Source organism: Nocardioides eburneus (assembly GCF_040838215.1).
In the GTDB taxonomy this organism is placed as follows: Bacteria; Actinomycetota; Actinomycetes; order Propionibacteriales; family Nocardioidaceae; genus Nocardioides; species Nocardioides eburneus.
This window is the reverse complement of sequence record NZ_JBFPJR010000002.1, coordinates 1-25,678: the sequence shown is the minus strand read 5'-3', so window position 1 is coordinate 25,678 and position 25,678 is coordinate 1. Positions and strand designations below refer to the sequence as shown.

Sequence of the window (25,678 nt, the reverse complement as noted above, 5' to 3'; positions counted from 1 at the left end):
CGGCCCGACAGCGCTTCCGACGTGGACGAGTGTGAGACGTGTCTCGTTGCCACTCATGATGCGAAAGGGCCGGATCGAGTTTACTTGGGCGGTTGAGGAACAATGAGCCGGTGCCCACTGATGCGACCTACGATCCTGCGGGCTCGGTCCCCGCGTCCGAAGCGCTCTTCGCGCGCGCCAAGGCGGTGACCCCCGGCGGCGTCAACTCGCCGGTGCGGGCCTTCAACGCGGTCGGTGGCACCCCTCGGTTCATCCGCGAGGCGCAGGGCGCCTGGCTGACCGACGTCGACGGCAACACCTACGTCGACCTCATCTGCTCCTGGGGTCCGATGCTGCTCGGCCACGCCCACCCCGAGGTGCTGGCCGCGGTCACGGCGGCGGTCGCGCGCGGCACGTCGTACGGCACGCCGACGGAGCCCGAGGTCGCGCTCGCTGAGGAGATCGTCCGCCGCGCGCCGGTGGAGGAGGTGCGCTTCGTCAGCAGCGGCACCGAGGCGACCATGTCGGCGATCAGGCTCGCCCGCGGCTTCACCGGCCGCGACGTCGTGATCAAGTTCGCCGGCTGCTACCACGGCCACGTCGACGCACTCCTCGCCGCCGCGGGCTCCGGCCTGGCGACGTTCGCCGTTCCCGGCACGCCCGGCGTCCCGGCGTCGAGCACCGAGCTCACCCTGGTCCTGCCCTACAACGACCGGAGCGCGGTCGAGAAGGCGTTCGCCGAGTACGGCGACCGGGTGGCCTGCCTCATCACCGAGGCCTCTCCGGGCAACATGGGCATCGTCCCGCCCGAGCCCGGCTTCAACGCCTTCCTCGCCGAGACCTGCCGGTCCCACGGCGCGCTCTTCGTCTCCGACGAGGTGATGACCGGCTTCCGTGCCTCCGCGCAGGGGCAATGGGGCCTGGACGGCAAGGTCGAGGGCTGGACGCCCGACCTGGTCACCTTCGGCAAGGTGATGGGCGGCGGCTTCCCGGCCGCGGCGTTCGGTGGCCGCGCTGACATCATGCGGCGGCTCTCGCCGGAGGGGCCCGTCTACCAGGCCGGCACCCTCTCCGGGAACCCGATCGCGACCACCGCCGGCCTCACCACGCTCCGGCTGGCGACCGACGAGGTCTATGCCCACATCGGCGCCGCCGCGGAGACGGTGAAGACCGCCGTCGGCGAGGCGCTCACCACGGCCGGTGTGGCCCACACGATCCAGTCGACCGGCACGATGTTCTCCGTCTTCTTCACCGACGGCCCGGTGCGCAACTTCGACGACGCGAGCCGGACCGACTCGGCGGCGTACGCCGCCTTCTTCCACGCCATGCTGGAGCATCGGGTCTACCTCCCGCCGAGCGCCTACGAGACCTGGTTCCTCTCCGCCGCCCACGACGAGCGGGCCGTCCAGACGATCCTCGACGCGCTGCCGGCCGCCGCCGAGGCTGCCGCGAAGGCCGCGGCCGGCTCGACCGCCGGGGAGGCGTGATGGCGACTCCCGACACGATCGTCCACCTGCTGCGCCACGGCGAGGTCTACAACCCCGACGGGATCCTCTACGGCCGCCGCGACGGCTTCCACCTCTCGGCGCTCGGGGTCCGGATGGCCGAGCGCGTCGCCGAGCGGATCGGCGACCGCGACATCACCCACCTCGTCTCCAGCCCGCTCGAGCGGGCTCAGGAGACCGCCGCGCCGCTCGCGAAGGCGCGCGGCCTCGAGGTGACCCTCGAGCCGCGGGTCATCGAGTCGGAGAACTGGTTCGAGGGCAAGCAGTTCGGCCGCGGCGACAGCCCGCTGCGCAACCCGCGGACCTGGCTCAAGCTATGGAACCCGTTCCGGCCGTCGTGGGGCGAGCCCTACACCGAGATCGTGGTGCGCATGATGGCCGCGGTCGAGGATGCCCGGAAGGCGGCGGAGGGCCACGAGGCGGTCGTCGTGTCCCACCAGCTCCCGATCTGGACGACGCGCCTGGCCGCCGAGCGGCGCAGCTTCCTGCACGACCCGCGCAAGCGGCAGTGCACGCTCTGCTCCCTCACGTCCTTCCACTTCGTCGGCGACCGGCTGGCGCAGATCTCCTACGCCGAGCCCGCGGGCGACCTGATCCCCACGAAGGACAAGCACGCGCCGTACTCCGCCGGTGGCGCTCCCGAGGAGCACCGCCCCCAGGGCAAGGTGCCCGAGGAGGAGCAGTCCTGACCATGGGCGTGACCAAGCGCGGCCTCCGTCCGCTCGTCGTACTCCCGCTGCTCGCCGTCCTGGGTGCGTGCGGCCTCGCCGGCACCAACGAGGGCGGCTACATCGAGGGCGACGGCAACGTCGTGACCTACGCCGTCGACCACCGTGGCGACGCGATCGAGCTGACCGGCAAGACCCTCCAAGGGAAGGCCTACGACCTCGCGGACCAGCGCGGCAAGGTCGTGGTCGTCAACGTCTGGGGCGCCTGGTGCGGGGAGTGCATCAAGGAGGCGCCTCTGCTGAAGGAGGCGCAGGCCGAGCTCGCCAAGCAGTACGGCGACAAGGTCACCTTCGTCGGCATCGATGTCCGCGACTCGGTGGGCAGCGCCCTCGCCTTCGAGCGCGGCAACGGCATCGACTACCCCTCGATCGACGGCAACGACGGCAAGGCGCTCCGGTCCTTCACGGGCAAGGTCAGCCCCCGGACCACCCCAGCGACGATGGTCCTCGACAAGCAGGGCCGGGTGGCCGCCACCATCAACGGTGCGGTGCCCTCCAAGCTCACCCTCGTGGAGGCCGTCCAGGACGTGGAGACGTCGTCGTGAACGGTCTCGCCGACACCGCGAGCAGCGGCTCGCTGCTGCTCGCGATCCCGATCGCGCTGGTCGCCGGCCTGCTCTCCTTCGTCTCGCCCTGCACGCTGCCGATGCTGCCGGGCTACCTCTCCTACGCCACCGGTCTCTCGGGCGCCGACGTCGTCTCCGGCAGCGGCCGCCGCAGCCGGATGCTGGCCGGCTCGGTCCTCTTCGTGCTCGGCTTCTCCGTCGTCTTCGTGCTCCTCGGCGTCGCCGCGGGCGGGGTCGGCTACTGGCTGCTCGACTACCAGTCCACCGTCGACCGCGTCCTCGGCATCGTCTGCATCGTCATGGGGATCGCGTTCCTCGGGCTCATCCCGGCGCTGCAGCGCGACGTCCGGTTCCACAAGATCCCCGCCGTCGGTCTCGCCGCGGCGCCGCTCCTCGGCTTCCTCTTCGGCCTCGGCTGGACCCCGTGCAGCGGCCCGACGCTCGGCGCCATCTCGACGCTCGCCTTCAACCAGGGCACCGCCGCGCGCGGCGGTCTGCTGCTCGCCGTCTACTCCCTTGGCCTCGGCATCCCGTTCGTCGTCGTCGCGGTCGCCTGGCGCAAGGCGATGGGGGCGCTGCGCTGGCTGCGCAGCCACCAGCGCGCCATCACCCGCGTCGGCGGGGTGCTGATGATCGTCGTCGGCCTCGCCCTGGTGACCGGTTGGTGGGAGTACGCCGTCCAGGGCGCGCAGAACTGGATGGTCGGCCACTGGGAGGGCATCGCGCTGTGAGGACCGCCCTGAGGACCACACCGAGGACTGCACCGTGAGGACCCACCTGTGACCACCACCGCCCCCACCCGGACGTCGGACGAGAAGCCCGGCAAACAGCCTCGGCGTCCGGTCTCGGAGCTCAACGCGCGCGAGCTCCTGCGCTGGTGCTGGCGCCAGCTCACCTCGATGCGGACCGCGCTCGTCCTGCTCCTGCTCCTCGCGCTCGCGGCGGTGCCCGGCTCGCTGATCCCGCAGGAGAACGTCGACAGCCTCAAGACCAGCAACTGGCAGAAGGCCCACGAGACGCTGACGCCGATCTATGCGAAGCTCGGCCTCTTCGACGTGTACGGCGCCCCCTGGTTCGCGGCGATCTACATCCTGCTGATGCTCTCCCTCGTGGGCTGCATCCTGCCGCGGCTCTTCGTCTACTGGCGGGGTCTGCGCGCCCAGCCGCCCGCGACGCCGATGCGGCTCACCCGCCTGCCCGACTCGGCGTCGTACGTCACCGGCGAGAGCGCCGACGAGGTCCTCACCCGGGCCCGCGGGCTGCTGCGCAAGCGCCGCTACCGGCTCCGGAAGGAGGGCGAGGGGGCGTCGGTCTCGGCCGAGCGCGGCTACCTGCGCGAGGCCGGCAACCTGGTCTTCCACCTCTCGATCCTCATCGTGCTGGTGGGCTTCGCGATGGGCAGCCTGTTCGGCTACAAGGGCGGTGTCATCGTCAACGTGGGGTCGCAGTACGGCTTCACCAACCAGATGACGCAGTACGACGACTTCGACCCGGGCAGTCTCTTCACTGCCAGCAGCCTGGACGACTTCGACTTCAGTATCGACAAGTTCGACGTCAGCTGGCTCGACTCGGGGCCGCGCGCCGGCATGGCCAAGGGCTTCCAGTCCCACCTGACCTACCGCGACGGCGACGGCCCGGAGAAGACCTACGACCTGCGGGTCAACCACCCGCTCTCGATCGGCGGCACCGAGGTCTTCCTCATCGGTCACGGCTACGCGCCGGTCATCACGGTCCGCGACGGCCAGGGCAACGTCGCCTACTCCGGGCCCACGGTCTTCCTGCCGCAGGACAGCAGCTTCGTCTCGTTCGGCGTGGTGAAGGCGCAGTACGCCAAGCCCGAGGGGATCGGGCTCAACGCGATGTTCTACCCCTACGAGGTGACCGTTCACGGTGACCCGGTCAACCTGACCGGGGACATCGGGGACGGCAAGCACGCCGTCCTCTCCTTCCAGGCCTGGAAGGGCGACCTCAACCAGAGCGCCGGACCGCAGTCGGTCTACCAGCTCGACACCTCGAAGGCGACCCAGGTGACCGCACCGGGCGGCAAGGCGTTCAACCTGCATGTCGGCCAGACCGTCAAGCTGCCGAACGGTCTCGGCTCTGTCACCTTCGACAAGATCGAGCGGTGGAACAAGCTGCAGATCAGCAAGCAGCCCGGCAAGCGGATCGCCCTCGGCGGCGTCTGCCTCGCGCTCCTGGGCCTGCTCGGCTCGCTCTTCATCCGTCCGCGACGCGTCTGGGTTAGGGCCCGGGACACCGAGGACGGCACACTGGTCGAGGTGGCCGCCCTCGACCGCTCCGGCGGCGGGGACACCGCTGCCGTCGTCGAAGGCCTCGTCGCATCGCTGCGGGGCCAGTCACCGGAGGACCGTTCATGACCGACCACGACTGGGGCACGCTCAGCAACCAGGCCGTCGCCGCCGCGGGCATCGTCTACTTCCTGGCGCTGCTCTCCCACCTCGTGGAGTGGTCGGCGCTCGTCGGGCGCAAGCAGGCGGTCGCCGTCGCCAAGGAGCCGGCTCGGACCCGCGTGGGGGCCTCGGCGGGCGGTGGCACCGACACGCTCGCGGGTCGCGGTGCGCCCACCGACGCCGCCGGGCCGGCCCCGGCGTACGTCGCCGAGGACGCGCGCTCGGAGCGGGTCGCGCTCTTCGGCCGGCTGGGCTACCTGCTGACCATCATCGCGGTGGCGTGCCACCTCGTGGCGCTGGTGGGACGCGGGATGGCTGCCGACCCCAACCGGGTCCCGTGGGGCAACATGTATGAGTTCACCCTGTCCGGCACCTGCATCGTCGCGATGTTCTACGTCGTGCTCTACCGCAAGTTCAAGCTCGCCTGGATGGCGCCGGTCGTCGTGGCCTTCGTGCTCGTGGTGCTCATGGTGGGCGTCCTCTGGCTCTACGAGCCCGTCGCCCCGCTGACCGAGGCGCTCAACTCCTACTGGCTCGTCATCCACGTCATCTCGGCGGCGCTGGCGACCGGCGCGTTCACGCTGGGCGGCATCGCGTCGGCGGTCTACCTGATCAAGGCGCGCTCGACGAAGCAGACCGGCTGGATCGGCCGCGTGCCGTCGCTCGACACGCTCGACCGGGTGTCCTACCGCATCCACGCGTTCGGGTTCCCGGTGTGGACCTTCGCCGTGCTCATCACCGGCCCCATCTGGGCGCACCAGGCCTGGTCGTCGTACTGGAACTGGGACCCCAAGGAGGTCTGGGCCTTCATCACCTGGGTCGTCTACGCCGGCTACCTCCACGCCCGCGCCACCGCCGGCTGGAAGGGCAGGAAGGCGGCGATCCTCGCGCTGGTCGGTCTCGCCACGCTCTGGTTCAACTTCATCGGCATCAACTACTTCAGTACGACGTCGCAGCACTCCTACGCGTCGCCGGCGGTGTCCACGATCGATCGGGTGGAGGTGCTCCGATGAAGGAGTTCGCCGTCTACACCGGACTGCGTATCCTGGTGTTCGTCGCCACCTTCGCGGTGGTCTCGGGCATCTGGATCCTGACCGCGGGGAGCCTCAACTGGTTCTACGCGCTACTCGTCGCGTTCGTGGTGAGCGGCGTCGCGTCCTACACGCTGCTCAACCGCCAGCGCCTCGCCTTCGCCCAGCGCGTCGACGCCCGCGCCACCCGCGCCGTCGAGGCGATGCGGTCCAAGGAGGACGAGGACCGGGCCGAGCGCGAGAAGTCCCAGCTCGAGAAGTCCCAGCTCGACAAGTCTCAGCGCGAGAAGCACGCCTGATGGCCGTCATCCACGAGGCGACGCTGTCGCCGGGCAAGGTCGAGCTCGCCGCTGCCTGGCTGGCCACCCGACCCTGGGCGGTCGGTCTGAGGCTCGGCGACCGGATCGGCGGCTACCGGTTCGACGACCCGGCCGGTGAGGTGGGGGTCGAGTTCCTCCTCGTCTCGGCCACGGACGCCGACGGCCTGGACCGGGTCGTCCACCTCCCCGTGACCTACCGCGGCGCGCCGCTCGAGGGCGCCGAGGACCACCTGCTCGGCACGACCGAGCACAGCGCGCTCGGCACCCGCTGGGTCTACGACGGCTGCGCCGACCCGGTCGCCGTCCACGTGCTGCTCACCGCGGTGCTGACCGGTGGCGAGCAGGAGCCGCTGGAATACCACCGCCGCAGCGGCCGCGTCGAGCATCCTGCGGTGACCGTCCGCGCCCACGGCTCCGGTTCGTGGCGCGCCGACGAGGTGCCGCCGTTCGACGGCGTCTCGATCGTCCACGACCACACCGCCGCCGTGCTCGAGGCGGCCGGTTTCGAGATCACGGTGAAGCGGCTGCTCGACGGCGTACCCGTCCCCGGCGACGAGACCCTCGAGGTCGTCTGGCCGCAGGGTCGGGGCGTGCTCGTCGGCGTACGCCGGCTGGGTTGAGCCTCAGCCCGGATCCGGGCTCAGGCGAAGAAGAGCGGGACGCCGACGCAGAGCGCCCAGGCCAGATCGGCGACGCCGGTCTGCTGCAGGGCGGGGATGAGCGCCGGACCGGTGTTGCGGGCGGTGGCGACGGTGCGCATGCCCTGGGCGGCCACGGCGAGGAACAGCAGCCCGATGAGGGCGACCCAGGACGTCGTGGCGGCGACCCCGACCACGGCGACGACGGCGAGCAGGACGAGGGCGACGTAGAGCCGGCGGCTGGCGGGATCGCCGAGGCGTACGGCGAGGGTGTTCTTGCCGGCCAGCGCGTCGGTGGGGATGTCGCGCAGGTTGTTGGCGACGAGCAGCGCGGTGGTCAGCGCGCCGACGCCGACGCCGCCCCACAGGCCGCCCCAGCGCCAGTCCTGGGTCTGGACGTAGACCGTTCCGACGACGGCGACGAGCCCGAAGAAGACGAACACCATGACCTCGCCGAGGCCGGCATAGCCGTAGGGCCGCTTGCCGCCTGTGTAGAACCACGCCGCGAGCACGCACAGCACCCCGACGAGGACCAGCCACCACGCGGTCACGGCGGCGAGCACCAGACCGGCGACGCCGGCGAGGGCGAAGCAGGCGAAGGCAGCAGCCTTCACCGCGCCGGGCCGCGCGGCCCGCGAGCCGGTCAGCCGCAGCGGCCCGACCCGCACGTCGTCCGTGCCGCGGATGCCGTCGGAGTAGTCGTTGGCGTAGTTGCAGCCGATCTGGAGTGCCAGGCTCACCACGAGGCAGAGCAGCGTCCGCCACCACGAGAACGCATCCGCCCACGCGGCCACGCCGGCACCGGCGATGACGGGGGAGAGCGCGGCCGGGAGCGTGCGAGGACGGGCTCCTGCGAGCCACTGAGCGGGGGTTGCCACGAGGCGCTATTCAACCTCAGCCGGTCTCCGCGAGCGCGATCGGCGTCGCCGCGCCCGACTGCGCTGTGAGGTAGCGCTCCGCGGCGCGGGCCGACGGGCCGACGGCGACGGCCGCGAGCAGGATGATGACCGCGATGAGGATCCAGCCGGGCGTGCCCCAGTGGATCGCGAGGAAGGTGTACGCCGCCGGCGCCCACACGGTGCCGAGGGTGTAGCCGAGCTGGGCGACCCCTTGATACTCGCCGCGGCGGCGTGGGTCGGAGAGCTCCGCCTGGATGCCCCACTGGCCGGCCGATTGGAAGAGCTCCGAGCCGGTCACGGTGACGTGACCCAGCCAGACGAGCGCGATGGTGAGCCAGCCGGTCGTGTCATGGGTGACCAGGACGATCACGCAGGACAGCACGAAACAGGCCGCGCCGCGGCGCTCGGCCTTGAGCGACGTCGCGACGTCGGCGACCCCGCGCGCCGCGGCGACCTGGAGGAGGACGGCCATGACGGTGTTGGTGCCGAAGAGCCAGGCGAGCAGGACGCGGGGCGCGTCGGTCTCCTCGACCAGCCAGAGCGGGATGACGGTGTTGAGCAGCACGCCGTGGGTGCCGAGGACGCCGTCGAAGAAGGTCGCCAGCAGGAAGCCGCGGTTGCGCAGCGCCCCACCCCGCTCGCCGGCGTGCTCGACGACCTGCTGGAGAGGCGTCTCGCCGTCGTCGCCGGCATGGTGCCCGACCTCGGGCAGGCGGGACACCCAGAACGTGTTGAGCAGCAGGACGACCGCCGTCACGAGCGGGACGGCCTGCACCAGCGTGTCGCTGTCGGCGGCCAGGGCGAGGCCGCCGGCGAGCGCGCCGAGGGTGTAGCCGACGTTGCGCGAGGCGCGCATGTAGGCCAGCGAGCGCACCCGTGCCTCGCGGGGGAAGACCTCGAGCCGGTAGGCGTTCCGCCCGGCCCGCATCCAGGTCTCGGCCAGCTCCAGGGCGACCGTGACGGCGACGTACGCCGCGAAGTCGCCGATCAGGAACCAGGCCGCGAAGAGGAGCGCCTCGAGAAGGCTGCCGAGGATCCACGTACGCCGGGTTCCGACCCGGTCCGCGAGCCGGCCGAGCGGCACGGACAGGAGGAAGGTCGCGACCCCGGCGATGGTGAGGCCGAGGCCGACCTGGGCCGCGGAGAGGCCGACGATCTGGGTGAAGTAGACCGCCGAGCCGGTGAGGAAGGCGCCCTCGCCGAAGGCGGAGAGGACCGACTGGTAGGACATCGCCCGGATGAGCGGGTCGTCGGACAGGATCCGGTCGAGCAGTCGTCGCACCGTCGCGCCTCCCTGGGGTCTCTCGAGCAGGTCTCTCGAGCGGGTCTCTCAAGGCCGGCGGCCATCCTTCGGCAGCAACTATCTTGATGTCAAGATAATTATCTGAGCCACAGCCCCCGTCCGCGGCAGGGAGGGGCTGGCGAGGCCGCCCAGCGCGGGGGACTAGCGTTCCTCCCATGAACTCCGCGGGGCCGGCGTCGGCAGCATCGGCAGGGCTCGCCCGCCGTACCGTCGCGGCCGTCGCCGACTGGCTCGCCGCATCCGACCCGGCGCCCTGGGTCGTGGAGACGTCGGGCTCCACCGGCCGGCCGAAGCGGGTCATGCTCTCCCGCCGCGCCGTCGCCGCCTCGGTCGACGCCTCCGCGCGTCGGGTCGGCGGCCCGGCCGGCCCGCTGGGCGGTCGCTGGCTGCTCACCCTCCCGGCGTCGTACGTCGCCGGTCTCAACGTCATCACCCGCGCCCTCGCCGCGGGCGCGCCGCCGGTGCTGCTCGAGGACCACGGCTCCTTCGCCGAGGCGACCGAGAAGCTCGGCGACGACCTCCCGCGGTTCGTCTCGATGGTGCCGACCCAGCTCCACCGGATGCTCGAGGCCGGCGGCGAGGACCTGGCCGCCCTGGCGACCTACCACACGCTCCTGCTCGGCGGCGGGCCGATCGACCCGTCGCTGCGGGCGCGCGCGGCCGCGGCCGGCGTCCACGTCGTGTCGACCTACGGCTCCGCGGAGACGACCGGAGGCTGCGTCTACGACGGGATGCCGCTCGACGGCGTCGCGCTCGCGATCGCTGCCGACGGCCGTGTCCGGATCGGCGGGCCGGTGCTCTTCGACGGCTATGAGAGCGATCCCGAGCGGACCGCCGAGGCACTCGTCGACGGGTGGTTCCTCACCTCCGACGCGGGCCGTCTCGACGAGGACGGCCGGCTCGAGCTGCTCGGCCGGATCGACGACATGGTCGTCACCGGCGGCGTCAATGTCCCGGCCGCGGTCGTCGCGCGCCGGCTGCGCGAGCACCCCGACGTCGCGGCCGCCGAGGTCCTCGGCGTGCCCGACGAGGAGTGGGGCAACCGGCTCGTGGCGTTCGTCGTGCGGCGCGACGGCGTCGGCGGGGACAGCCTCGACACCCTGCGCGACTGGGTCGGCGAGGCGCACCCGCGCTCCTGGGCGCCGCGCCAGCTCGTCGTACTCCCCGCGATCCCGCACCTGCCCAACGGCAAGGCCGATCGCCTCCGCCTCCGCAGCCTCGTCGAGGAGCGCGCGTGAGGGCCCATGTGTGGTCGCTTCCGATGACCACCCGCTTCCGCGGGATCACGGTGCGGGAGGGGCTGTTGCTCGAGACCGAGGCGGGCTGGGGGGAGTGGTCCCCCTTCGTCGAGTACGACGACCGCGAGGTCGCGCCGTGGCTGCGCTGCGCGCTCGAGGCCGTGTCCGGTGACCGGCCCGCGCCGGTGCGCGACCGGGTGCCGGTCAACGTGACCGTGCCGGCCGTCGGCCCCGAGCAGGCGCACGCGATCGTCACGCGCTCGGGCTGTGAGACGGCGAAGGTGAAGGTGGCCGACCCCGGCCAGACGCCGGCCGACGACCTCGCTCGCGTCGAGGCGGTCCGTGACGCGCTCGGACCGTCCGGCAGGGTGCGGATCGACGTCAACGGACTGTGGTCGGTGGACGAGGCGGTCGCAGCCATCGCGGTGCTCGACAAGGCGGTCGGCGGGCTGGAGTACGTCGAACAGCCGTGCGCCACCGTCGAGGAGCTCGCCGCGGTGCGCCGCCGCGTCGACGTCCCGATCGCCGCGGACGAGTCGATTCGGCGCGCCGAGGACCCCTACCGCGTCCGCGAGCTCGAGGCCGCCGACGTCGCGGTGCTCAAGGTGCAGCCGCTGGGCGGCGTCCGCGCCTGCCTGCGCATCGCCGAGGACATCGGCCTGCCCGTCGTCGTCTCATCGGCGCTGGAGTCCTCCGTCGGGATCGCCGCCGGGGTCGCGCTCGCGGCGGCGCTGCCGGAGCTGCCCTACGCCTGCGGGCTCGCGACCGTGGCCCTGCTGGAGGGCGACCTGGTGGACGAGTCGCTGCTGCCCGTCGACGGGTTCCTGCCTGTCGTGACACCCAGCGTGCGCCCCGGCGCACTCTCAGCATCACGGGCTGCGCCCGAGCGGGCCGCCTGGTGGGAAGAGCGGTTGAGGAGGGTCCGTGAGCTCCTCGGCTGAGTCCGCCACCGACCTCGCGCGCGCGGTCGTGGCCGCGCTGGTCGAGGCGGGGGTGAGCGAGATCGTCATCGCCCCCGGCTCGCGCAACGCGCCGCTCTCCTTCGCTGCGTACGACGCCGCCGAGGCGGGCCTCGTGCGGCTGCACACCCGGATCGACGAGCGGTCGGCCGGCTTCCTCGCGCTCGGGCTGACGAAGAACCACGCGCGCGCGGCCGTCGTCTGCACCTCGGGGACGGCGGTCGCCAACCTCCATCCGGCCGTGCTGGAGGCGGCCCACGCCGGCGTACCCCTGGTCGCGGTGAGTGCCGACCGGCCGGCCCGGCTGCGCGGCAGCGGCGCCAACCAGGTGACCGACCAGGTCGGCATCTTCGGGTCGCTCGTCGCCACCCGCGACCTCGCCCACGTGGCCGACCTGGACCGGCAGGCCCGCGACGAGCTGTGGGCCGCCGCAGGGCCGACCCACTGGAACGTCCAGCTCGACGAGCCGCTCACCCCCGCCGACCGCTGGAAGCCCGGTGACCTCGAGGTGCGGCCCCGGGCGCCGCGTCCGGAGCCGCGGATCTTCGAGTCGATCGACACCGGCGCCGCCGCGCCGCGCACGGTCGTCGTGGCCGGCGACGACGCCGGGCCGCCCGCGCGCGTCCTCGCGGAGACCGCCGGCTGGCCGCTGCTCGCCGAGCCGTCCTCGGGCTCGCGCACCGGCGACCACGCGATCCGCACCTACCGCCTCCTGCTCGACGGGCCGCTGGCACAGCGGATCGAGCGGGTCGTCGTCCACGGCCACCCCACGTTGTCGCGGCCCGTGACGCGGCTGCTCGCCCGTGCGGACGTCGAGGTCGTCGCCGCGACCGCGCTGGGCGTCTGGTCCGAGCGCCCGTTCCGGGTCGACCGGCGGGTCCTCACCCGCCTCCACGTCGACGGCGAGCCGGAGACCGGCCCCGGCAGCTGGGTGGAGGAGTGGCGTGCGGCCGACCGCTCGCTCGGCCGCCGGATCGACCGGCTCCTCGCCGAGGAGCCGGCCCTGACGCCTTACGCTGTCGCCGGCGCCGTCGCCCGGGCGCTGCCTCCCGGCGGCCTGCTCGTGGTCGGTTCGTCCAACCCGGTGCGCGACCTGGACCTGATGGTGCCGCGCTATGAGGTGGGGGTACGCCGGAAGGTGATCGCCAACCGGGGGCTGGCCGGCATCGACGGCGTGGTCTCGACCGCCATCGGCGCCGCCCTCGGGCGTGACTCGACCCGCTCGCTCGCGCTGATGGGCGACCTCACGTTCCTCCACGACGCGAACGGCCTCGTGCTGGGCCCCGACGAGCCCCGCCCCGACCTCACGATCGTGGTCGTCAACGACGACGGCGGCTCGATCTTCGCCACGCTGGAGCAGGGGGCGGAGGAGTACGCCGACCGCTTCGACCGGCTCTTCGGAACTCCGCACGGTGTCTCGCTGGAGTCGCTGTGCGCCGCGACCCGCACGCCTCACCTGCGGGTCTCGTCGCTGCCCGAGCTCGAGCAGGCGCTGGCGACCCCCAACGGCGGTCTCGAGGTGATCGAGGTGGCCGTGGGACGTGCCGATCGTCGTACGCTCGACGCGCGGATCCGCGCGCTGCGACCCTGACGGCGGGATTCTCGGGGTCGGGCATCCTGGTGCGCATGGACCTCGAGTTCAGCGGCGAGATCATCGAGTGGCGCGGCCCGGCGCCGTACCTCTTCGTGCCGGTGCCGCCCGCGGAGTGCGACGACATCGCGGAGATCGCGAACCTGGTCACCTATGGCTGGGGCTGCATCCCCGTCACGGTCTCGCTCGGGGACACCGAGTTCACGACCTCGCTGATGCCGCGTGACGGCGGCTACGTGGTGCCGGTGAAGGTCAAGGTCCAGCGCGCCGAGGGTGTCGGCGAGGGCGACACGGTCGCGCTCCGGGTCACGCTGCCCGAGCCGCGCCCCTGAGGGGCGTGCTGGTCTGACTGACGCGTCAGTCAGACCAGCACAGGTGCGTCGGCGTCGCGGAGGGGACCCGATGAGCGAGCACGACGGCAGGTTGCGCGCGTCCTCGGTGTGTCGGGTCGAGGAACCTCTCCGCGCGTGGCCCGCTCCGCACCTCGGGCCGTCAGGGCAGGATGACCCCGTGGAGATCGCGCTCTTCCTCGTCGTCCTGGCCGCGGCCGTGCTGGCCGTCACGGCGGTCGCCGACAAGAGCGGCCTGCCCGCGCCGTTGGTCCTGATCGCCGGGGGCATCGCGGCGTCGTACCTCCCCGGCGTGCCGGAGGTCCATCTCGAGCCCGAGGTGGTGCTGCTCGGGCTGCTGCCGCCGCTGCTCTACTCGACGGCGATCTCGACCTCGCTGGTCGACTTCAACGCCAACCGCCGTCCGATCCTGCTGCTCTCGGTGGGCCTGGTCGTGGTCACCACCTTTGGGATCGGCGCGCTCGTCCACGCGCTGCTGCCCGGCATCCCGTGGGCGCCGAGCTTCGCGATCGGTGCCGTCGTCGCGCCGCCCGACGCGGTGGCGGCCACCGCCGTCGCGCGCCACATCGGGCTGCCGCGCCGGGTCGTCACGATCCTGGAGGGGGAGTCGCTGCTCAACGACGCGACCGCCCTGGTCTCGCTGCGGACCGCGATCCTCGCGATCGGCGGTGGCGTCGAGCTGTGGCACGTGGGCCTCGACTTCGTGCGTGCGGCCGGCGGCGGGGCGGTGATCGGCGTGGTCGTCTACCTGCTCGTCGGCTGGCTGCGCCGCCACATCACCGACGCCGTCTTCGACACCGGGCTCTCGCTCGTCGTGCCGTTCGCGGCCTACCTCGCGGCCGAGGAGATCGAGGCGTCCGGCGTCATCGCCGTCGTCATCGCCGGCCTGCTGCTCGGCCATCGCGCACCGATCCTGCAGACCGCCCAGTCGCGCATCGCGGAGCGGATGAACTGGCGCACCATCGCCTACGTGCTCGAGAACGCCGTCTTCCTCCTCATCGGGCTGCAGGCCCAGTGGCTCTTCGAGGACGTCGGTCACAGCGACCTCTCGTGGCAGCGGATCACGCTGGTCTGCCTGGCCACGTTCGTCGGCGTCGTCGCGATCCGGATGATCTGGGTCTTCGTCACCCGCTACGTCCTCATCCGGCCCGGGCCCGATCCCGACACCGGCGAGCGGCCGCCGTGGACCTACACCGCGATCCTGGGCTGGGCGGGCATGCGCGGCGTGGTGACCCTGGCGGCGGCGTACCTCATCCCCGACGACGCGCCCCACCGCGAGACGCTGCTGCTCATCGCGTTCACGGTCGTGGCGGGGACGATCTTCGTCCAGGGGCTCAGCCTCCCGTGGGTGGCGCGCGTCCTCGACGTACCCTCACCCGACCCGCTCTCCGACGCCCTCGCCCGCGCGACCCTGCTGCAGCAGGCGTCGAAGGCGGGCTGCCAGGCGCTCGAGGAGATGGAGTACGACGACCCGCACGGTGTCCTCGACCTGGTGCGCCAGCGCGTCGACCAGCGCAACTTCGCCGCCTGGGAGCGCCTCGGCACCAAGCCGGGCGAGGAGGCCCCGAGCGAGCTCTATTCGCGGGTGCGGTGCACGATGATCGACGCCGAGCGCAAGCGCGTGCTCGAGATCCGCAGGTCGGGGACGGTGCCGTCCGAGGTGATCGCCGACGTGCTCGCGCTGCTGGACGTCGAGGAGTCGATGCTGGAGATCTCGCACGAGCAGCGCGAGGAGATCAGCGAGACCAACCGGCGGCGCCGCCCGACGGGCGACACGTGCCCGGACCTCGACCACTACCCGGCGGTCGAGACGCCCGACGACCCGGTCTGCCGGGCCTGCCTCGACGAGGGCACGCGCTGGGTGTCGCTGCGACAATGCCTGGTCTGCGGCAACGTCGCCTGCTGCGACTCCTCACCGCGCCAGCACGCGACCGCCCACTTCCACGACACCGCCCATCCCGTCATCGAGTCCGCCGAGCCGGGGGAGGACTGGCGGTGGTGCTACGTGCACCACCTCACCGCCTGACCATCCGCTGCTCGCGCCCGAACTGCTCGGTCTTCGTGTGCCCGTCGAGCGCGAACCCGTGCTTCTCATAGAAGCGGAGGGCACGGGCGTTCCCCGCCAGCACCCACAGGTACGCCGGCTCGTCGGCCACGGCCGCGACGAGCAGCTCCCGCCCCAGGCCGGTGCCGTAGGCCTCGGCCCGGACGTAGAGCGCCCACAGCTCCCGCGCCGGCAGCGAGGGGTCGTCGTCGCGCCGGTCACCGCCGGTGGAGAAGCCGAGCAGGCGGCCGGGGGTGGCCGGGTCGTCAGCCACCCACGTGGTGCGGGCGGCGAGGTTCTCGCGCCAGCGCGTGACCCGGCCCGCGCGGTCGGCCCGGCGGGTGAGGAGGATCGCGGCGGGCATCAGGCCGGCGTACGCCTCATCCCAGACGTCGAGGTGGAGATCGGCGAGGGCCTCGGCGTCGGCGGCGGTGGCGGGCCTGATGAGCATGACGCGATCGTAGGGCGCTAGGTTCGGGCTCATGAGGATCACGAAGTTCGGCCACGCGTGCGTGCGAATCGAGCACGACGGCACGACCCTCGTCATCGACCCCGGGATGTTCACCCAGCCGGAGGCCGTCGACGGCGCCGACGCCGTACTCATCACCCACGAGCACGCCGACCACTACCAGCCCGACCTGCTCGCCCGGACCGACGCGCCGGTCTTCACGATCGAGGCCGTCGCCGCGAAGATCCGCGAGGAGGCGCCCGGTGTCGCGGAGCGTACGACGGTGGTCGCGCCCGGGCAGTCGTTCGAGGCCTCCGGGCTGCCGGTGACGGCGGTCAACGAGAAGCACGCCGTGATCCACCCGGAGTTCCCCACGTTCGACAACTCCGGCTACCTGGTCACCGCGGGCGACACGACGCTCTTCCACCCCGGCGACGCCCTCGACGGACCGGGCCGCGGGGTCGACATCCTCTTCCTGCCGGTCAGCGCGCCCTGGGCGCGCGCCAGCGAGCTCGTCGACTTCGCGCGCGCGGTCAAGGCGCCGACCAACCTCGCCATCCACGACCGGATCTACTCCGACGCGGGCTCCGCCGTCTTCGACGGCCACCTCAACGCCTTCCTGCCCAAGGAAGGGCTCACCTACCACCGGCTCAAGGACGGAGAGGACCTCTGATGGCGATCGTGGCCGTGACCTACGCCTACAACGACGACACGGCGACGCAGGGCGAGGTGCGACCCAAGCACCGCGAGTTCCTGCGCTCCCAGCCCCACCTGCTGCTCTCGGGTCCCACCGACGACGGCGGTGCGCTGCTCGTCTTCGAGGGTGACGTCGCCGGCATCGAGGCCCTGCTCGACCAGGACCCGTTCAAGGCGGCCGGGGTCATCGCCTCGCGCACCGTCGTCACCTGGGACGTCGTCCTCGGCAGCAAGCGCGACGCGCTCGCCTGACCCGCCGGCGGCCCCAAACGGTCACCGTGACAGTTTGCGCCGAGAGTGACACTTCGGGGGTGGCACTCACGGCCCAGACTGTCACCGTGACACTTTGCGCCAAGAGTGACACTTCGGAGGTGGCACTCACGGCCCAGACTGTCACCGTGACACTTTGCGCCGAGAGTGACACTTCGGGGGTGGCACTCACGCCCCAGACTGTCACCGTGACACTTTGGCCGCGCGTCAGTCGGCGGCGAGCGAGTCCCGGACCGGGATGAGCTTGGCCTGCGACTCGGCCAGCTCCGCGGCCGGGTCGGAGGAGCCGACGACGCCACAGCCGGCGAAGAGCCGGACCGTGCTGCCGTCGCCGACCAGCTCCCCGGAGCGGAGCGCGATGCCCCACTCACCGTCGCCGGAGGCGTCCATCCAGCCGACCGGCCCGGCGTAGCGGCCGCGGTCCATCCCCTCGATCTCCGCGATCAGGGCCACGGCGGACTCGGTCGGCGTGCCGCCCACGGCCGCCGAGGGGTGCAGCGCGGCGGCGAGGTCCAGCGCGCTGGTCTCGTCACGCGCCACCCCGGCGACGTCGGTCGCGAGGTGCATGACGTTGGGCAGGTGAAGGACGAACGGCGACTCGGGCACGTTCATCGACGAGCAGTGCGGCTCGAGCGCGTCCGCGACCGAGCGGACGGCGTACTCGTGCTCCTCGAGGTCCTTGCTCGACCGGGCCAGCGCGGCGGCGAGGGCGAGGTCGTGCTCGTCGTCGCCCGTGCGCCGGATGGTGCCGGCGAGCACGCGTGAGGTGACCAGGCCACGCTCCCGGCGGACGAGCATCTCCGGCGTCGCGCCGAAGAGCCGGTCGACGTGGAACGTCCAGCACATCGGGTACGACGCCGCCAACCGGCTCAGCGGGTGGCGGACGTCGATCGGGGCGGTGGCGGTGGCGACCAGGTCGCGGGCCAGCACCACCTTCTCCAGGGCGCCGGAGCGGATCCGCGCCACGCCCTCGGCCACGACGGACATCCAGCTCTCGCCGTCGACGGCACCGTCGGTGAAGACGACGTCGGCGGGCGCCGCGGCGGGCTCGGTGACGGCCAGGTCGGGCGCCTCCTGCGGGCCGCTCTCCTGGGTGTCGATCGTCGTCACCCACGCGTGCTCGCCCCGGCGACCGACGACGACGCGGGGGACGACCAGCACCGAGTCGCCGGGCTGCTCCGCGAAGGCGAACGATCCGAACGCCAGCAGGCCGGTGCCGGGCTCGTCCACCTCGTCATGGACGTCGGCGCGGGCGACCAGTTCCGACCACCACTTGGCCGCGTCGGCGAAGCGCGCCGGCCCGTCGGTGCGGCAGACGGCGGCGACGCCCCAGGCGACCATGCCCTCGCCGCGGCGCACCCAGGAGAGCGGGTCCTGGCGGGGGAGGAGGCGCAACAGGGCCGGGACCTCGGCGGGCGCGAGCCGCGTGGTGCTGGCGGTCAGGGCGCCGGGGTCGCATGACGTCACCCGACGAGCGTAGCCATCGCCCGTGTCGCCCCGATTGCCGGGCGGTCGGGCGGGCCCGGTAGCGTCGCCCCTCGGACAACCGCCCAGAGCCTCACCCAGGAGCGACCCGTGGCCAGCGAGAAGAACCAGTCGTTCGTCGTCGAGAACGGCGTCACCCTCGGCGTGATCGTGCTCGCGCTGTTCGTCATCTTCGCGGTGGGGCTGCCCCGCTGGATCGGGAGCGACTCCGAGTCGTCGGTCCCGCAGTCCGCCATCACCCTGCCCAGCTCGATCTCCAGCAGCTACCTCCCGGCCGAGAAGGCTGCGACCTGGAGCGACGCGGTGAAGAGCAAGGAGCTCACGCAGGACAACGCTACGAGCATCCAGCAGCAGGCGACCCAGATGGCCGCGCAGACCACGAAGAACGCCAAGACGCTCGGCCGTCAGGCCACCACCAAGATGTACGTCGACGTCAAGAAGCAGGCGATCCTGGTCGTCTCGGCCGTCCGCTCGCGCGACGCCTTCGTGTCCGGGCTCACCGGCACCCTCGAGAAGGTCGGCAGCTCGGTCTGCCAGTCCGGCACCGACAGCAGCGGCGCCACCGCCGTGCAGTGCGCCCGCACCGATGACGACCTGACCGTCCAGGTCCAGGCGCAGGGCGGGACCCCGACGACCGCCACGGTCGCGAAGTACGTCGACGAGGTCTGGGACAAGGTCGCCTGACACCGTGGCGCGCGCCGATCTCGACAAGCAGCCCCGTGACGTCCGGCGAATGTTCGACGCCGTCGCGCGCCGCTACGACCTGACCAACGACATCCTCTCCCTGGGCCAGGACCGGCGCTGGCGCCGCGAGGTGATCCGCGCGGTCGCCCCGCGCCCCGGCGAGATCGTGCTCGACCTGGCCGCCGGCACCGGCACCTCGTCGCAGCCGTTCGCGGACGCGGGCGCCGTCGTCGTGCCCACGGACTTCTCGCTCGGCATGCTCAAGGTCGGCAAGCAGGGGAGGCCGGCGCTGCCGTTCACCGCGGGCGACGGCACCCGGCTGCCCTACCGGGACGCCACCTTCGACGCCGTCACCATCTCCTTCGGGCTGCGCAACATCGTCGACCCGCTCGCCGGCCTGCGCGAGCTGCGCCGGGTCACGAAGCCCGGCGGGCGCATCGTGGTCTGCGAGTTCAGCCACCCGGTGTGGAAGCCGTTCCGCACGGTGTACGTCGAATACCTCATGCGCGCGCTGCCGCCGGTCGCCCGCGCGGTGTCGTCCTCGCCCGACGCCTACGTCTATCTCGCCGAGTCGATCCGGGCCTGGCCCGATCAGGCCGGCCTCGCCGACCTGCTCACCGAGGCCGGCTGGAGTTCGCCCACCTGGAAGAACCTTTCCGGCGGCATCGTGTCGCTCCACAAGGCCAGCGCCGTCTGAGGCGCGTCGCCGGCGTTGCCGGCGCTCGACGGCCCGCTCCGCTTGCGCTCGACCACGCCTCGGAGGGACCCGTTCTGCACTGACGCGGCAATCCCTCTTGCAATCCTCAGCAGCAGTGGCAGTATGTGACTCAGCCCACATGTGATTCCATTCACAAGGTCGCAGACGACGGGCGCTCGGGGCAGCCGAGCCTCGCCGCGACGGGTCTGGTGAGGAGGCGAGATGCACCCCTACGTGCCGATCCTCGTGCTCGCTGCGCTGGCGGCACTCTTCGCGGTCGGGTCGGTCGTGATGAGCAGCCTGGTCGGGCCGAAGCGGGCCAACCGCGCGAAGCTCGACTCCTACGAGTGCGGCATCGAGCCGACCCCACAGGCGCTGGGTGGCCGGTTCCCGGTGAAGTACTACATCACCGCGATGCTCTTCATCGTCTTCGACATCGAGATCATCTTCCTCTACCCCTGGGCCGTCGCCTTCGACGCGATGGGCTGGTTCGGCCTGGTCGAGATGGGGATCTTCCTCGCCACCGTCTTCGTTGCCTACGCCTACGTATGGCGCCGCGGCGGATTGGACTGGGATTGAGCGCCGCCATGCACGCACGCTGCCTTCGTTGTCGTCGCTCGACGACCCGCTCCGCTCAAAGGTCGCCTTCGCTCCTCCGCCTCGGCATCGCACGCGCCTGGCGACGCTCAGAACTCGTGGAGGTGATCCACTGATGGGACTCGAAGAGAAGCTCCCATCCGGCATCCTGCTCTCCACCGTGGAGGGCCTGGCCGGCTACATGCGCAAGGCCAGCCTGTGGCCGGCGACGTTCGGCCTGGCCTGCTGCGCGATCGAGATGATGACCTCGGGCGGCCCGAAGTACGACCTCGCGCGCTACGGCATGGAGGTCTTCCGGGCCAGCCCCCGGCAGGCCGACCTGATGATCGTCGCCGGCCGGGTGAGCCAGAAGATGGCGCCGGTCCTGCGGCAGATCTACGACCAGATGCCCAACCCCAAGTGGGTGCTCGCGATGGGTGTCTGCGCCAGCTCGGGCGGGATGTTCAACAACTACGCGATCGTGCAGGGTGTCGACCACGTCGTCCCCGTCGACATGTACCTCCCCGGCTGTCCGCCGCGCCCCGAGATGCTCATCGACGCGATCCTCAAGCTGCACGACAAGATCCAGCACGGCCACCTCGGCGCGAACGCCGAGCGCGAGGTCGTCGAGCGCGAGACCCACGCCCTGCGCGAGCTGCCGCTCATCGACCAGACGGGTCTTCTCCGATGACCGAGCAGGGCGGACAGCGGGACCAGACCGGCCGGGCCGGCGAGGTCGGGAGCGAGCCGACGGGCACCGGTGCCGACGCGCTCCACGACGCGGGCATGTTCGGCGTCCACGGCACCGGCGACACCAGCGGGTACGGCGGACTGGTCCGTGCCACACCGGCGCCCGATCGCGCCTCGGACGTCGCCGTACGCCCCTATGGCGGATGGTTCGACGAGGTCGCCGACCAGCTGGCGCCCGCGCAGCCCGAGGTGGTGATCCACCGCGGCGAGATCACCTTCCGCGTCCGCCGCGAGCACCTCCTCGCCGTGCTGCGCACCCTCCGCGACGAGCTCCGCTTCGAGCTCTGCAGCGGCGTGAGCGGGGTGCACTACCCGAGCGACACCGGCGGCGAGCTGCACGCGGTCTACCACCTGCTCTCGATGACCTTCAACCGCCGCGTGCGGGTGGAGACGAGCGCGCCCGACGACGACCCGCACGTGCCGAGCGGCGTGGCGATCTATCCGACGCTCGACTGGCACGAGCGGGAGACCTACGACATGTTCGGGATCGTCTTCGACGGCCATCCGGCGCTGACCCGGATCCTCATGCCCGACGACTGGCCGGGCCACCCGCAGCGCAAGGACTACCCGCTCGGCGGGATCCCCGTCGACTACCACGGCGCCACGATCCCGCCGCCGGACGAGAGGAGGTCCTACTCGTGACCGCCACCACGGGGACCGAGAGCGAAGGCCGCGTCTTCACCGTCACCGGCGAGGACTGGGACGACCTCACCGATGAGATCCGCGAAGCGAAGGACGAGCGGATCGTCGTCAACATGGGCCCGCAGCACCCCTCCACCCACGGCGTGCTGCGGCTGATCCTCGAGCTCGAGGGCGAGACGGTGACCGAGGCCCGCGCCGGGATCGGCTACCTCCACACCGGCATCGAGAAGAACCTCGAATATCGCTCCTGGACCCAGGGCACGACCTTCGTCACGAGGATGGACTACCTCTCCCCGCTGTTCAACGAGGCGGCGTACGTCTTCGGCGTCGAGAAGCTCCTCGGCATCGCCGATGAGGTGCCGGAGAAGGCGCAGGTCATGCGGGTGATGCTCATGGAGCTCAACCGCATCTCCAGCCACCTGGTCGCGATCGCCACCGGCGGCATGGAGATCGGCGCCCTCACCGTCATGACGATCGGCTTCCGTGAGCGCGAGCTGGTGCTCGACCTCTTCGAGCTCATCACCGGCCTCCGGATGAACCACGCCTTCATCCGGCCCGGCGGCGTCGCCCAGGACCTGCCCGACGGCGCGCTCGAAGAGATCGACGGCTTCATCACCTTGATGCGCAAGCGCCTCAAGGAGTACGCCGACCTCTGCAACGCCAACCCGGTCTTCAAGGGCCGGCTCGAGGGCGTCGGCCATCTCGACCTCGAGGGGTGCCTGGCGCTCGGCCTCACCGGGCCGATCCTGCGTGCCACGGGCTATCCGTGGGACCTGCGCAAGACCCAGCCCTACTCGGGCTATGAGGACTACGACTTCGACGTCATCACCTGGGACACCGCCGACGCCTACGGCCGCTTCCGGATCCGGCTGGCCGAGATGTGGGAGAGCCTGCGGGTGGTCGAGCAGGCCGCGACGCGGCTCGCCGGGCTCGCGGGCGCCCCGGTGATGGTGGCCGACAAGAAGATCGCCTGGCCGGCGCAGCTCGCCATCGGGAGTGACGGGATGGGCAACTCCCTCGACCACATCCGTCACATCATGGGGGAGTCGATGGAGGCGCTCATCCACCACTTCAAGCTGGTGACCGAGGGCTTCCGCGTCCCGCCCGGCCAGGCGTACGCCGCGGTCGAGTCGCCCCGCGGCGAGCTCGGCGCCCACGTCGTCTCCGACGGCGGCACCCGTCCCTACCGTGTGCACTTCCGCGATCCGTCGTTCACGAACCTGCAGGCCACCTCGGTGATGTCCGAAGGAGGCATGGTCGCCGACGTGATCGTCGCGATCGCGTCCATCGACCCCGTGATGGGAGGCGTCGACCGATGATCACCGAGGAGACGTACGACGAGCTCCGCGAGATCGCGGGCAGGTACCCGCAGGCGCGCTCCGGCCTGCTGCCGATGCTCCACCTCGTGCAGTCCGTCGAGGGCAGGATCACCCCCGAGGGGATCGACGCCTGCGCCGAGGTGCTGGGCCTGACCCCGGCCGAGGTCAGTGGGGTCGCGACGTTCTACACGATGTACAAGCGCCGCCCGGTCGGCACGCACCACGTCGGTGTCTGCACCAACACGCTCTGCGCGGTCATGGGCGGTGACGCGATCTTCGCCCGGCTGCGCGAGCACCTCGGCATCGGCAACGATGAGACCACCGAGGACGGACAGATCACGCTCGAGCACATCGAGTGCAACGCCGCCTGCGACTACGCCCCAGTCGTGATGGTCAACTGGGAGTTCTTCGACCGGCAGACCCCCGAGTCGGCCGTCGAGCTCGTCGAGGACCTGCGGATGGGCTCGGAGGTGACGGCCTCGCGCGGGGCGCGCATCACCTCCTGGCGCGAGGCGGAGCGCGTGCTCGCCGGCTTCGAGGACGGCCTTGTCGACGAGGGACCCGCCGCGGGTGACGCCTCCCTCGCGGGGCTCCGGCTCGCGCGGGAGCGCGGCTGGGCAGCACCCACGGGCGCGACCGGCTCCGCCGACGTACCCGAGAGCAAGGTCGAGGCCGCCCACGAGGCCGACACCCAGCGCGCGGAGACCGAGACGGTCCAGGAAGTCGACACCGAGGGGGCCTCCGATGACTGACCTGCTGACCCCGGTCCTGACCGCCACCTGGGACGCCGAGCGCAGCTGGACCCTCGACGCCTACACCGCGGCGGGCGGCTATGACGGCCTCGCGAAGGCGCTCACGATGACGCCGGAGGACGTCGTCACCACCGTCAAGGACTCCGGTCTGCGCGGCCGCGGGGGAGCGGGCTTCCCGACCGGGATGAAGTGGGGCTTCCTGCCGCCGGCGGACCCGGAGGACCCGAAGCCGCGCTACCTCGTCGTCAACGCCGACGAGTCCGAGCCCGGCACCTGCAAGGACATCCCGCTGATGATGGCCTCGCCCCACACCCTCGTCGAGGGCGTGATCATCAGCTCCTACGCCATCCGCGCGGAGCGTGCCTTCATCTACGTCCGGGGCGAGGTCCTCCACGTCGTCCGCCGCCTGCGTGCCGCCGTCCGGGAGGCGTACGCCGCCGGCCACCTCGGTCAGGACATCCACGGCTCCGGCTACTCACTCGAGCTCGTCGTCCATGCGGGTGCCGGCGCCTACATCTGCGGCGAGGAGACCGCGCTGCTCGACTCGCTCGAGGGCCGGCGCGGCCAGCCCCGGCTGCGTCCGCCGTTCCCGGCCGTCGCCGGCCTCTACGCCAGCCCGACGGTCATCAACAACGCGGAGTCGATCGCCTCGGTGCCGAGCATCGTGAAGAACGGGTCTGCGTGGTTCGCGAGCATGGGGACGGAGAAGTCGGCGGGCTTCGGCATCTTCTCGCTCTCGGGTCACGTGGCGCGCCCGGGCCAGTACGAAGCCCCGCTGGGGATCACGCTGCGCGAGTTGCTCGAGCTGGCCGGCGGCGTACGCCCCGGTCACGAGCTGAAGTTCTGGACGCCCGGCGGCTCGTCGACGCCGATCTTCACCGCCGAGCATCTCGACGTGCCGCTCGACTTCGAGGGCGTGTCCGCGGCCGGCTCCATGCTCGGCACCCGCGCGCTCCAGATCTTCGACGACACCGTCTGCGTGGTCCGGGCGGTGCTGCGCTGGACGGAGTTCTACAAGCACGAGTCGTGCGGGAAGTGCACACCGTGCCGCGAGGGGACCTACTGGCTCGTCCAGGTGCTGGAGCGGCTCGAGAAGGGCCAGGGCAGCGAGGCGGACCTCGAGCTGCTGCTCGACCAGTGCGACAACATCCTGGGCCGGGCCTTCTGCGCGCTCGGTGACGGCGCCACCAGCCCGATCACGAGCTCGATCACGCACTTCCGCGAGGAGTACCTCGCCCACCTCGAGCAGGGCGGCTGCCCGTTCGACCCGGCCGCCTCGACCGCCTGGTCCGAGCAGGAAGGTGTGACGGCATGACCCAGTCGACCCAGCCGCCGGCCAACCGCGAGGATGCGGACCTGGACGCCACCGCCGCGCCCGGCGTGACGCTGACCATCGACGGCGAGTCGGTGACGGTGCCGGAGGGCACGCTGGTGATCCGCGCCGCGGAGGCGGCGGGCATCGTCGTCCCGCGCTTCTGCGACCACCCGCTGCTGGCGCCGATCGGCGCCTGCCGGCAGTGCCTGGTCGACATCCCGGACGCCGGGAACGGCCGCGGCTTCCCCAAGCCGCAGGCGTCCTGCACCATCCCGGTCGCCGAGGGGATGGTCGTCAACACGGCCAACGCGACGGCGGTGAAGGCGCAGCAGGGGATCATGGAGTTCCTGCTGGTCAACCACCCGCTCGACTGCCCGGTCTGCGACAAGGGCGGCGAGTGCCCGCTGCAGAACCAGGCGATATCGCACGGTCGCACCGAGTCGCGCTTCAATCCCAGCGGCGGCCCGCAGGGGGTCAAGCGC

The 25,678-nt window shown here is 71.8% G+C and carries 28 protein-coding genes; 24 read left to right on the top strand and 4 right to left on the bottom strand.

The genetic code is table 11. The features are described 5' to 3' along the window. The first annotated feature begins 110 nt into the window (after positions 1-110). Genes hemL through AB3X52_RS01195 form a run of 8 tightly spaced genes read left to right on the top strand, consistent with a single transcriptional unit; the run spans position 111 to position 7,160 of the window. Positions 111-1,466 (top strand): glutamate-1-semialdehyde 2,1-aminomutase, encoded by a 1,356-nt coding sequence (gene hemL / locus AB3X52_RS01230; RefSeq protein WP_367990879.1) that lies wholly within the window; start codon positions 111-113, stop codon positions 1,464-1,466. Then, positions 1,466-2,173: a histidine phosphatase family protein gene (locus AB3X52_RS01225; RefSeq protein WP_367990878.1), complete on the top strand. Its 708-nt coding sequence runs from the start codon at positions 1,466-1,468 to the stop codon at positions 2,171-2,173. The genes hemL and AB3X52_RS01225 overlap by 1 nt, the downstream gene beginning before the upstream one ends. Positions 2,174-2,175: 2 nt before the next feature. Further along, on the top strand, positions 2,176-2,757 hold the full coding sequence (locus tag AB3X52_RS01220; protein ID WP_367990877.1) for a TlpA family protein disulfide reductase: 582 nt from the start codon (positions 2,176-2,178) through the stop codon (positions 2,755-2,757). Continuing rightward, positions 2,754-3,509 (top strand): cytochrome c biogenesis CcdA family protein, encoded by a 756-nt coding sequence (locus AB3X52_RS01215; protein ID WP_367990876.1) that lies wholly within the window; start codon positions 2,754-2,756, stop codon positions 3,507-3,509. Before AB3X52_RS01220 ends, AB3X52_RS01215 begins: the two co-directional genes overlap by 4 nt. A gap of 48 nt (positions 3,510-3,557) precedes the next feature. Continuing rightward, positions 3,558-5,156, top strand: coding sequence for a cytochrome c biogenesis protein ResB (gene resB / locus AB3X52_RS01210; protein WP_367990875.1), 1,599 nt, complete (start codon positions 3,558-3,560; stop codon positions 5,154-5,156). Further along, positions 5,153-6,202, top strand: a complete 1,050-nt coding sequence (gene ccsB, locus AB3X52_RS01205) for a c-type cytochrome biogenesis protein CcsB (RefSeq protein WP_367990874.1) — start codon at positions 5,153-5,155, stop codon at positions 6,200-6,202. The genes resB and ccsB overlap by 4 nt, the downstream gene beginning before the upstream one ends. Further along, positions 6,199-6,519 carry a DUF4229 domain-containing protein gene (locus tag AB3X52_RS01200; protein ID WP_367990873.1) on the top strand — a complete coding sequence of 107 codons (321 nt, stop codon included), beginning with the start codon at positions 6,199-6,201 and terminating at the stop codon, positions 6,517-6,519. The genes ccsB and AB3X52_RS01200 overlap by 4 nt, the downstream gene beginning before the upstream one ends. Next, positions 6,519-7,160 carry a maltokinase N-terminal cap-like domain-containing protein gene (locus AB3X52_RS01195; RefSeq protein WP_367990872.1) on the top strand — a complete coding sequence of 214 codons (642 nt, stop codon included), beginning with the start codon at positions 6,519-6,521 and terminating at the stop codon, positions 7,158-7,160. Before AB3X52_RS01200 ends, AB3X52_RS01195 begins: the two co-directional genes overlap by 1 nt. Before the next feature lie 20 nt (positions 7,161-7,180). Here AB3X52_RS01195 and AB3X52_RS01190 read toward each other — a convergent pair whose 3' ends face one another. Continuing rightward, positions 7,181-8,056 carry a 1,4-dihydroxy-2-naphthoate polyprenyltransferase gene (locus tag AB3X52_RS01190; RefSeq protein WP_367990871.1) on the bottom strand — a complete coding sequence of 292 codons (876 nt, stop codon included), beginning with the start codon at positions 8,054-8,056 and terminating at the stop codon, positions 7,181-7,183. A gap of 16 nt (positions 8,057-8,072) precedes the next feature. Further along, positions 8,073-9,359: an MFS transporter gene (locus tag AB3X52_RS01185; protein WP_367990870.1), complete on the bottom strand. Its 1,287-nt coding sequence runs from the start codon at positions 9,357-9,359 to the stop codon at positions 8,073-8,075. Positions 9,360-9,535: 176 nt separating this feature from the next. Between AB3X52_RS01185 and AB3X52_RS01180 the strand changes: the two genes are divergently transcribed. From AB3X52_RS01180 to AB3X52_RS01160, 5 genes are all read left to right on the top strand, one after another. Then, entirely contained in the window at positions 9,536-10,618 is a 1,083-nt protein-coding gene (locus AB3X52_RS01180; RefSeq protein WP_367990869.1) for an AMP-binding protein, read from the top strand. Further along, on the top strand, positions 10,615-11,559 hold the full coding sequence (locus AB3X52_RS01175; RefSeq protein ID WP_367990868.1) for an o-succinylbenzoate synthase: 945 nt from the start codon (positions 10,615-10,617) through the stop codon (positions 11,557-11,559). Before AB3X52_RS01180 ends, AB3X52_RS01175 begins: the two co-directional genes overlap by 4 nt. Beyond that, positions 11,543-13,168: a 2-succinyl-5-enolpyruvyl-6-hydroxy-3-cyclohexene-1-carboxylic-acid synthase gene (menD, locus tag AB3X52_RS01170; protein ID WP_367990867.1), complete on the top strand. Its 1,626-nt coding sequence runs from the start codon at positions 11,543-11,545 to the stop codon at positions 13,166-13,168. Before AB3X52_RS01175 ends, menD begins: the two co-directional genes overlap by 17 nt. Positions 13,169-13,203: 35 nt before the next feature. Beyond that, a complete protein-coding gene (locus AB3X52_RS01165; RefSeq protein WP_367990866.1) occupies positions 13,204-13,500 on the top strand; it encodes a DUF1905 domain-containing protein in 297 nt (98 codons plus the stop codon). Between the two features lie 178 nt (positions 13,501-13,678). Beyond that, entirely contained in the window at positions 13,679-15,544 is a 1,866-nt protein-coding gene (locus AB3X52_RS01160) for a Na+/H+ antiporter (RefSeq protein WP_367990865.1), read from the top strand. Here AB3X52_RS01160 and AB3X52_RS01155 read toward each other — a convergent pair. Beyond that, a complete protein-coding gene (locus AB3X52_RS01155; protein WP_367990864.1) occupies positions 15,534-16,013 on the bottom strand; it encodes a GNAT family N-acetyltransferase in 480 nt (159 codons plus the stop codon). The two genes, AB3X52_RS01160 and AB3X52_RS01155, sit on opposite strands and share 11 nt — an antisense overlap. Positions 16,014-16,044: 31 nt before the next feature. Here AB3X52_RS01155 and AB3X52_RS01150 point away from each other — a divergent pair, with 31 nt between their 5' ends. Together AB3X52_RS01150 and AB3X52_RS01145 are read left to right on the top strand one after the other, a co-directional pair. Then, positions 16,045-16,683: an MBL fold metallo-hydrolase gene (locus tag AB3X52_RS01150; protein WP_367990863.1), complete on the top strand. Its 639-nt coding sequence runs from the start codon at positions 16,045-16,047 to the stop codon at positions 16,681-16,683. Then, the gene (locus tag AB3X52_RS01145) at positions 16,683-16,958 is read left to right on the top strand and encodes a YciI family protein (protein WP_367990862.1); all 276 of its coding nucleotides are present in this window, start codon (positions 16,683-16,685) and stop codon (positions 16,956-16,958) included. The genes AB3X52_RS01150 and AB3X52_RS01145 overlap by 1 nt, the downstream gene beginning before the upstream one ends. A 225-nt stretch (positions 16,959-17,183) precedes the next feature. On the opposite strand, the gene AB3X52_RS01140 is transcribed toward AB3X52_RS01145, so the two are convergent. Next, positions 17,184-18,443 (bottom strand): isochorismate synthase, encoded by a 1,260-nt coding sequence (locus tag AB3X52_RS01140; RefSeq protein ID WP_367990861.1) that lies wholly within the window; start codon positions 18,441-18,443, stop codon positions 17,184-17,186. Between the two features lie 108 nt (positions 18,444-18,551). On the opposite strand from AB3X52_RS01140, the gene AB3X52_RS01135 reads away from it, so the two are divergent. The 9 genes from AB3X52_RS01135 to AB3X52_RS01095 form a co-directional block, all read left to right on the top strand. Then, positions 18,552-19,145 carry a hypothetical protein gene (locus AB3X52_RS01135; RefSeq protein WP_367990860.1) on the top strand — a complete coding sequence of 198 codons (594 nt, stop codon included), beginning with the start codon at positions 18,552-18,554 and terminating at the stop codon, positions 19,143-19,145. A gap of 4 nt (positions 19,146-19,149) precedes the next feature. After that, complete coding sequence (locus AB3X52_RS01130; RefSeq protein WP_367990859.1) at positions 19,150-19,842, top strand: demethylmenaquinone methyltransferase; 693 nt, start codon at positions 19,150-19,152, stop codon at positions 19,840-19,842. A 222-nt stretch (positions 19,843-20,064) separates the two neighbouring features. Next, positions 20,065-20,421, top strand: a complete 357-nt coding sequence (locus AB3X52_RS01125; RefSeq protein ID WP_367990858.1) for an NADH-quinone oxidoreductase subunit A — start codon at positions 20,065-20,067, stop codon at positions 20,419-20,421. Between the two features lie 133 nt (positions 20,422-20,554). Further along, positions 20,555-21,109: a NuoB/complex I 20 kDa subunit family protein gene (locus tag AB3X52_RS01120; RefSeq protein WP_367990857.1), complete on the top strand. Its 555-nt coding sequence runs from the start codon at positions 20,555-20,557 to the stop codon at positions 21,107-21,109. After that, complete coding sequence (locus AB3X52_RS01115; RefSeq protein WP_437440522.1) at positions 21,106-21,810, top strand: NADH-quinone oxidoreductase subunit C; 705 nt, start codon at positions 21,106-21,108, stop codon at positions 21,808-21,810. The genes AB3X52_RS01120 and AB3X52_RS01115 overlap by 4 nt, the downstream gene beginning before the upstream one ends. Continuing rightward, entirely contained in the window at positions 21,807-23,129 is a 1,323-nt protein-coding gene (locus AB3X52_RS01110; RefSeq protein ID WP_437440521.1) for an NADH-quinone oxidoreductase subunit D, read from the top strand. Before AB3X52_RS01115 ends, AB3X52_RS01110 begins: the two co-directional genes overlap by 4 nt. Then, positions 23,126-23,881 (top strand): NADH-quinone oxidoreductase subunit NuoE, encoded by a 756-nt coding sequence (gene nuoE / locus AB3X52_RS01105; protein ID WP_367990856.1) that lies wholly within the window; start codon positions 23,126-23,128, stop codon positions 23,879-23,881. Before AB3X52_RS01110 ends, nuoE begins: the two co-directional genes overlap by 4 nt. Then, positions 23,874-25,196: an NADH-quinone oxidoreductase subunit NuoF gene (gene nuoF, locus AB3X52_RS01100; RefSeq protein ID WP_367990855.1), complete on the top strand. Its 1,323-nt coding sequence runs from the start codon at positions 23,874-23,876 to the stop codon at positions 25,194-25,196. The genes nuoE and nuoF overlap by 8 nt, the downstream gene beginning before the upstream one ends. Continuing rightward, positions 25,193-25,678: 2Fe-2S iron-sulfur cluster-binding protein (locus tag AB3X52_RS01095; RefSeq protein ID WP_367990854.1), on the top strand; the 486-nt coding region annotated here is incomplete at its 3' end. The genes nuoF and AB3X52_RS01095, both read left to right, overlap by 4 nt.